The 5,557-nt window shown below is 68.9% G+C and carries 7 protein-coding genes; 5 read left to right on the forward strand and 2 right to left on the reverse strand.

Annotated features, from left to right (window positions below):
* From B3587_RS15350 to B3587_RS15365, 4 genes are all read left to right on the forward strand, one after another.
* Positions 1-296 (forward strand): hypothetical protein (locus B3587_RS15350; RefSeq protein WP_349675798.1); only part of this gene is annotated, 296 nt, incomplete at its 5' end.
* Between the two features lie 254 nt (positions 297-550).
* Complete coding sequence (locus B3587_RS15355) at positions 551-1,162, forward strand: FABP family protein (protein ID WP_292730247.1); 612 nt, start codon at positions 551-553, stop codon at positions 1,160-1,162.
* Positions 1,162-2,274 carry a YgfZ/GcvT domain-containing protein gene (locus B3587_RS15360; RefSeq protein ID WP_292730250.1) on the forward strand — a complete coding sequence of 371 codons (1,113 nt, stop codon included), beginning with the start codon at positions 1,162-1,164 and terminating at the stop codon, positions 2,272-2,274. Before B3587_RS15355 ends, B3587_RS15360 begins: the two co-directional genes overlap by 1 nt.
* Positions 2,271-3,416: an FUSC family protein gene (locus B3587_RS15365; protein WP_292730253.1), complete on the forward strand. Its 1,146-nt coding sequence runs from the start codon at positions 2,271-2,273 to the stop codon at positions 3,414-3,416. Before B3587_RS15360 ends, B3587_RS15365 begins: the two co-directional genes overlap by 4 nt.
* Before the next feature lie 14 nt (positions 3,417-3,430).
* Here the strand turns inward: B3587_RS15365 and B3587_RS15370 are convergent, their stop codons facing one another.
* Complete coding sequence (locus B3587_RS15370; protein ID WP_292730256.1) at positions 3,431-4,252, reverse strand: class I SAM-dependent methyltransferase; 822 nt, start codon at positions 4,250-4,252, stop codon at positions 3,431-3,433.
* A 108-nt stretch (positions 4,253-4,360) separates the two neighbouring features.
* On the opposite strand from B3587_RS15370, the gene B3587_RS15375 reads away from it, so the two are divergent.
* The gene (locus tag B3587_RS15375; RefSeq protein WP_228176832.1) at positions 4,361-5,110 is read left to right on the forward strand and encodes a phosphoglyceromutase; all 750 of its coding nucleotides are present in this window, start codon (positions 4,361-4,363) and stop codon (positions 5,108-5,110) included.
* A gap of 78 nt (positions 5,111-5,188) precedes the next feature.
* Here B3587_RS15375 and B3587_RS15380 read toward each other — a convergent pair.
* The coding region (locus B3587_RS15380) for a phosphate signaling complex PhoU family protein (protein ID WP_292730260.1) at positions 5,189-5,557 on the reverse strand (369 nt) is incomplete at its 5' end.

Consider the following 5,557-nt stretch of genomic DNA (forward strand, 5'->3'; position numbering starts at 1 on the left):
GGGCGATGGACCTGCCACCGCTTGCTCCACGCCGTGCCTTCGGCGGGATCGTCACTGTCTGGGTGGCCGCCGCTGTCGCCGGCGCGATCATCGGCTTCTTCGTGCCTGCCGAGTGGCGGATCGCCTGGCTCGGCGTAGCTCTCGGGTTGTGTGTCGTGTTGGCTTTCGCGGTGCAGCTGGCCTACGGGCGATCTCAGGCCTTCGTCGAGCGCGTCGCGCTGAGCACCCTCGGTGCGGCGATCGTGCTCGGTGTGATCAGCCTCGGCTTCGGGCTCGCCTCGATCGTGCCGCGATAGCGGGGGCTGAGACCGAGACACCCGAGCCTGCGTGAGACACTCCGTCACGCGCGGTGTCCCGACGCATGTTGCGTGTCTGACGTGTCTGGAGCGCAGTCCGGTCGGGCGCGGCGAAACCGGGATAGACTGGGTCTATGGACCTGGTAGCGCTCGAACTCTTCTTCGTGGGCCTTCTTGCGCTCGCGTCGCTCGCGATCGTGTTCGTCTCGGGTGTCGTCGTGAAGAATCTGTACCGCGGCCAGCGCTGACGCGCCGTGATCGATCTTCCCACCGACCTCCCCGCCGAGCTTGCGCCACTGTCGTGGCTGGTCGGCGTATGGGAGGGCACCGGTGTCATCGACTACGACACCGACGGCACGCACTTCACCGGTGAGTTCCATCACCGGGTGAGTTTCAGCCACGACGGAGGCGGCCACCTCAACTACTCGGCTCAGGCGTGGCTGCTGGATGCCGACGATCCTGCCGGGCCGCGGACAGCCCTGGTGAGCGAGACCGGATACTGGCGGTTGGCGATTCCCGCGACCGACGCCGTTCCCGGCCCCGGCCTTCTCCCGGCAGCCGCCACAGGTTCGCCACTGACAGTCGACGATGTCGAGGCCCTTCGGACCCCCGAGGGAGGATTCGAGATCGAGGTTTCGCTCGTGCACTCCGACGGCGTGTGCGAGCTCTACCTCGGGCAGATCCGCGGCCCCCGCATCGACATCGCCACGGATGCCGTTATCCGCACCGCATCGGCGAAGTCGTACTCCGCAGCGACCCGGATGTACGGGCTGGTCGACGCCCACCTCCTGTGGGCCTGGGATATCGCGGCGCTCGGCGGTGCGCTCGCTTCGCACGCCTCAGCGCGGCTCGCGAAGGTCGACTGATGGCATCCGCGTTCGAGCGGGTCCCGGGTGCTGTGGTCGACGACGGCATCCTGATGCACGTCGGTAACCCCCTCGTCGAGCAGCGCCGACTGGTGCGAGGTGACGCTGTCGCTCCGCTCGAGAATCGCTCAGCGGTCAGCGTGACCGGACCCGACCGGCTCGCGTGGCTCGACTCGATCACGTCGCAGGCTGTGGCCGGGCTCGTACCGGGAGAAAGCAGCGAGCTGCTCATTCTGGATCCGAACGGCCACATCGAGCATGCCGCCGGAATCATCGACGATGGCGAGACCGCCTGGCTCCTGGTCGACTCCGCGGATGCCGAACCGCTGGTGGCCTGGCTGACGAAGATGCGGTTCCGGATGCGGGTCGAGATCCGGCTCGTCGATGAGGTAGCCGTCGTCGGCGCGGCCTCACCCGACGCGGCCGGGCTCGCAGCGTTCTCGCCCGCGGGCGTTCCGCTGGTGTGGCTCGACCCGTGGCCGGGCCTCACGGCCGGCGGGTACGGGTACGCGGTGGGTGAGCATCCGGGGCAGGCGCGGGAGTGGGCCGAGATCATCGTCGAGGCTTCCGAGCGCGACCGGATCGCGGATGCTGCGGCGGCGGGCGAGGTGACGCTGGCCGGCCTACTCGCCGTCGAGGCGCTGCGCATTGCCGCGTGGCGCCCGAGCTGGGCGCGCGAGGTCGACGAACGTTCCCTTCCGCACGAGCTCGACTGGCTGCGAACATCCGTGCACCTGAGCAAAGGGTGCTACCGCGGCCAAGAGACTGTCGCCAAGGTCCACAACCTCGGTCACCCTCCCCGGCGCCTCGTGGCGGTGCACCTCGACGGTGCCGACAGCATCCTGCCGCCGCCGGGGTCCGAGGTTCGCGTCGCGGGTAGCGAGGTGGGTGTCCTCACCTCCGTCGCCCTCCACATGGATGACGGACCCATCGGACTGGCTCTCGTGAGACGCACGACTCCCGACGGCGACGCGACGGTCGAGACGGCGGAGGGCGCTGTCTCCGCCCGGCTCGAGACGATCGTCCCGCCCGAGGCCGGTGCTGCAGCATCCGTGCCTCGGCTGCCTCGGCTCTCCCGGCGCGCGAGCGCCGCGGCGCCGTCCGGGTCGTGAGCGCGGCGCAAGACCCGGGCTCGCCACGCCCGGCGGCACCCGACGAGACGGCGCCCCTGACCCTCCCGATTCGGGTGCGCTGGTGGAGTAGGTTCAGCCCGCGGCCGGGATGGATGCGGTTGCGTGCGTCATCCGTCGCCATCGTCCAGATCGTCGTCGCGGCAACGGGAGCGTATGCCTTCGCCACATATGTCCTCGGACACCCGGCGCCACTGCTTGCCGCGACGGTGACAGTTTCGAGCCTCGGGCTCGTCCGAGACGCTCGGCCGCGTCGCGTGCTCGAGACCGTTATCGGCATGATCATCGGCATCCTTGTGGCCGAGGTGCTGCTCCTGGTCGCCGGCTCCGGCTGGTGGCAGCTGGGCCTCGCACTTGCCGCAACCCTCGCCGTCGCACGCTTCCTCTCACCCCAACCGGGGTTTGCGATAGCTGCGGCGATTCAGTCGCTTATCGTCATGATCATCCCGACGAGCTCCCCGATGCTGCGCCTTATCGACGGAGTCGTCGGTGGAATCGCGGCGCTGCTCGTGACGGCGTTGATCCCGCGCAGCCCGCAACGCACCGAGGTCGCCTCCGGTGAGGTGTTGTTCACGCGCTTCCAGAGCGCGACCGACACGATCATCAGGGCCCTGCGACGGGGCGACCGCGTCCGTGCGCAGCGGGGGCTCGAGAAGGCCCGGGCCCTGCAGGCCGACATCGACGACTGGCGGCTGACGCTCGAATCGGGCATGGGGATCGCCCGGATCTCGCCGTTCCTGCGCTCGCAGCGGCATGAGATCGCGCGCCACCAGCGCATCTGGCAGGCGATGGACTTCGCCTGCCGCAACCTTCGGGTGATCGCTCGGCGCACGGTGTACCTCGTCGATGATCGGCAGCCTCGCCCCGTCGCTGCCGATCTGTTGGCCGACCTCGGCCGCGGGGCAGATCTCATCGCCCAGTCGTTGCGTGACATTTCGCTGGAGCCGGTAGCCCGTGAGGCACTCCGCGCTGTCGCGGTGCGGCTGGATCCTGCCGTGGTGCTTCCCGATTCGACGCTGGGGGATCAGAACCTCGTTGCGGCGCTTCGGCCCCTTGCCGTGGATTTGCTCACCGCCGCGGGCATGTCGGGTGAGGACGCCGCGCACGCCGTCCCACGCATCTGATTCGCCCGGTGGGCTCAGCGCGGCGAGACCGATGCCCACGGGACGGTGACTTCGCCCAGCCGCCACCGATGACGTCCGACAAGCGGCCAGCCCGCGTCGAGCATCGCCTGCAAGCTTGCGCGCCAGCGCTGCACGGGCGAGAACGTCGACAGCGGTGCGGCCCGCTCCCACTCGCGCGTGAGATCGGCGAGGAAAGTGTGGATCCGCTCACCGGGGACGTTCCGGTGGATGAGTGCCTTCGGGAGACGCTCGGCGGCGATCGCCGGTGAATCGAGTCCCGCCAGCCGCAGCGACACCGTGAGGGAGCGAGGTGCGGCATCCGGCCCGATGACGACCCAGGTCATGACGCGCCCGATCTCATCGCAGGTCCCTTCGACCAGCAATCCGTCTGGCGCCAGGCGACCGGCCATGAGCGACCACGCCGCCGCGACCTCGGACTCGTCGTACTGGCGCAGGACGTTCAGGGCGCGGATGACGATCGGACGCCGGGGCGTCGGGATCTCGAAACCCCCTCGCGCGAACGAGACCCGGGTATCAGGGTCAAAACTCGTGAGGCCCGCGCGGACCGCTCGCAACTGCTCGCGTGCTCGCTCGACCCGCTCGGGGTCGATCTCCAGGCCCAACACGTCGATGTCGGGCCTCACCGGCGACAAGCGCGCAGCCAACTCGAGGGTCGTGATGCCGGTGGCGCCGTACCCGAGGTCGACAATCAGAGGGTCGGATGCGCGACGGAGCACGGGATGCCGCGCTATCCACCGGTCGACGCGGCGCAACCGGTTCGTGCCTGTCGTGCCCCGCGTGGGGCGCCCGGTCGGCGCGGAAGGAGCAGAGGACACGCCCCCAATGATGCCAGCGGTGCGCGCGCGTCCGAGCCCGTGCGCGCGAGGGCTTTCACGGCCCACCGCGCCATCTGTCGGACACCTGGCCCGGATATCATGAGGGCCATGACCGAGCCATATACGTTGATCCTTCTCCGACACGGCCAGAGCGAGTGGAACGAGCTGAATCTCTTCACCGGATGGGTCGATGTGCGGCTCACCGAGCAGGGGCAGGCCGAGGCCCGCCGGGGCGGGGAGTTGATGGCCGCGCAGGGCATCCTTCCCGACGTTCTGCACACGTCGCTGCTCAGCCGCGCGATCCAGACCGCCAACATCGCGCTGGATGCCGCCGACCGCCTCTGGATCCCGGTCAAGCGCACCTGGCGACTCAACGAACGCCACTACGGCGCGCTGCAGGGCAAGGACAAGGCACAGACCCTCGAGGAGTTCGGCCCCGAGCAGTTCATGCTGTGGCGCCGCTCGTTCGACGTGCCGCCGCCGCCGCTGGATGATGACAGCGAGTTCAGCCAGGTCCACGATCCTCGCTACGCCGGGATCGACGGCGATGTGCCCCGCACGGAGTCCCTCAAGCTCGTCATCGATCGCATGATGCCGTACTGGGAGAGCGACATCGCCGCTGACCTGCGCGCCGGCAAGACGGTGCTCGTGACCGCGCACGGGAACTCGTTGCGGGGCCTCGTGAAGCACCTCGACGGCATCAGTGACGCCGACATCGCCGAGCTCAACATCCCGACCGGCATCCCGCTGGTCTACAAGCTTGACGAGAACCTCGTCCCGCTCGGTCCCGCCGAGTACCTGGACCCCGAGGCCGCTGCTGCTGGTGCCGCCGCCGTGGCTGCTCAGGGCAAGAAGTAAGCCGAGACCCGAATCTCACGAGAAGAGCGGATGCCTCGCGTGAGGCATCCGCTCTTCTCGTGAGCTGGAGGGGGAGAGTTACTCTCCCGTGGCTGTCCCATCGCTCGCGTAGAACTCGCCGCCTTCTGCCAGGTACTGCACCTTCTTGGCGACCGAGACGGCGTGGTCGACGAAGCGCTCGTGGTAGCGGCTCGCGAGGGTGGCATCCACCGTCTGCGCGGGCTCGCCCGACCAGCTGTCGCTGAGGACCTTCTCGAAGACGCTCACGTGCAGATCGTCGACCTGGTCATCGATGTCACGGATCTGGTCGGCGAGAGCGAGGTCCTCGGTGTCCAGAAGCTGCGTCAGCTTCCGGGCAGCCTCGACATCCAGCTCGCCCATCTTCTGGAACGTCGACTTCAGTCCCGAGGGGATGGCGCGCTCGGGGAAGCGCAACCGCGTCAGCTG

It is taken from the genome of Microbacterium sp. UBA837, from assembly GCF_002296025.1.
In the GTDB taxonomy this organism is placed as follows: Bacteria; Actinomycetota; Actinomycetes; order Actinomycetales; family Microbacteriaceae; genus Microbacterium.